At 39.3% G+C, this 2,153-nt stretch carries 1 protein-coding gene; it reads left to right on the top strand.

The features are described from left to right. The first annotated feature begins 122 nt into the window (after positions 1–122). The gene (locus tag P0N36_RS15045; protein WP_275843696.1) at positions 123–1,565 is read left to right on the top strand and encodes an IS110 family transposase; all 1,443 of its coding nucleotides are present in this window, start codon (positions 123–125) and stop codon (positions 1,563–1,565) included. The last annotated feature ends 588 nt before the right edge of the window (positions 1,566–2,153 follow it).

Raw genomic sequence — 2,153 nt, 5'->3', positions numbered from 1 at the left:
AGGAGCTTCCTGTATACTTTAAAGAGTAAAAGGGGTTGACCTAAAAGAATACCTCAAGTAAATTTAGATTATTACTGACCGGACAGGTGGTAAAAAATCTAAAAAGACGAGAGGTATCTAAAATGAATGTTAAAGGTAAAAAGGAAAAAAAGCAAGTAAATCCACAAAATTTTGCAGCAAATTTGTTATCACATGATGAAATCAACAAGAAAATTAAGATTGTTGAGAAAGAACTCAAAGCTTCAACCTGGCGCGAACTCGAAACAAAAGGTAAATTTGCTAAGAATGATAAGATATCATTTATCTCTGATGAGATGCTAATAGTTGGATGTGATATAGGCAGCGAAATCCATTATATAAGGGCCATTGATCTTAGAGGAAGAGAACTTAGCAAAGCAGCCTTTGAATTCAATAATAGTGAGGACGGTTTTGAAAGTGCTAAAGCATGGATGCTGAACCTAGCAGCAACAAATGGTAAGAATCAGATAGTGTTAGGTCTAGAACCAACAGGCCATTACTGGTTTGCATTGGCTGCTTGGATGGTTTCGAAGGGAATCAGCGTAGTACAGGTAAATCCATATGCCGTAAAGCAAAGTAAAGAGATTGAGGATAACAGTCAACATAAAGATGACAGAAAAGATCCCAAGATCATAGCGAATCTAGTTAAAGACGGTAATTATGGTATGCCGTATCTTCCGACCAAAATCTATGCGGATATGAGGAGGCTGTCTATGTTTAGGGACCAGCTTGTGGAGGATAGAATCAGAAACATCAATCGTTTACACCGAGAGATGAAGATATATTTTCCGGAATATATGGATGCCTTTGGAAAGATTGAAGGAGCATTCACATTAGCAGTACTGAAAGTAGCACCAATTCCAAGCGATATCATAGCACTTGGAGCAGATGGTTTAAGAAATATCTGGCATAAAGCTAAGCTTAGGGGACGCGGCTATAGCCGAGCTAGTGATATTATAAGCTATGCGAAAATAAGTATTGGATTAACAGATGGAGTAAATGCTGGAAGAGAATCAGTGAAATGGTTTGCAATGCAGATTGTAAAGCTTAATGAACAGCTAGCAGAGATAGAAGAAACTTTGCATAGGAGATGCATGGAAATACCTCATGCAGAAAACATTCTTGAAATCAATGGAATAGGTGAGAACATCTTGGCAGGAATACTCTCTGAGATGGGAGACATTAGTAGATTTGATGATACAAAGGAAATTCAAAAGCTAAGTGGTTTAGGGCTTGTGGCGTGTAGTTCAGGCAAGCACAAGGGACAGACAAAAATCAGTCATAGAGGACGTAAAAGGCTGAGATATTGGCTGTTCCAAGCAGCAAAATCGGCGGTATCTCATGCAGATGAGTTTAAGCAATTGCATGCATATTATACGACAAGAGCTGATAATCCATTGAAGAAGATGCAGTCACTGATTGCGATAGCCTGCAAACTACTGAGGGTCATTTATACGATTCTAAAGAAAGGAACAAAGTATGATCCCCAAAAACTGCTTCAAGATATTAAGCGACCAGATAATCTTGAAATACAGGCAGCTGCATAATGAATAATTAATGTAATACAAGCAAAAGAATTCCAGAGCCTTGCCGAATCTCTGACAGAGACGGCTGGTCGTAACCTTCGGTTACTGCTCGCCTATGCAACCTAGGAGGTTGGGTAGGGTTCTGGACAGGAACCTTATAAACGATGGAGTCTGATAAAGAACTACATCAACACAACGACCAACTGGAGCCAATAGAGGTATAGCGTCCACTGAGTTAATCAGTACCTTTATGAGTGAAAAAAGGTCGGTAACAATCAAATGAAAAACAAGAGCTGTAGCTGGCAATGGTATTTACCATGGGGCAAAGACCCCGTCTAGGAGCTTGGCTGGCACTCAGTGTATGAATAGATGGAACGAAGGAAGTTGGGACACGATCCCCATAGACACGGAAGGTTCATCATCATAGTTAATCAGAGGGAAAATAGCCTTTATAAGCAAACAAAGAGGATGCTTTTAAAACTATACCCACTTATTAACTATTCGGTACTTGATACTACGATATTCATCACTATCGGCTCTGTTTTGAGGTAAATAAAAAACGTCAAAGCCTTGAAAAACTTAGATTTTGGGCTTGACAGAATAGGAAGG

Origin of the sequence: Petrocella sp. FN5, assembly GCF_029210395.1 — a bacterium.
Lineage (GTDB): Bacteria > Bacillota > Clostridia > Lachnospirales > Vallitaleaceae > Petrocella.
The sequence above is the reverse complement of the archived record's forward strand: the minus strand, read 5'-3'. Positions and strand labels throughout refer to the sequence as shown.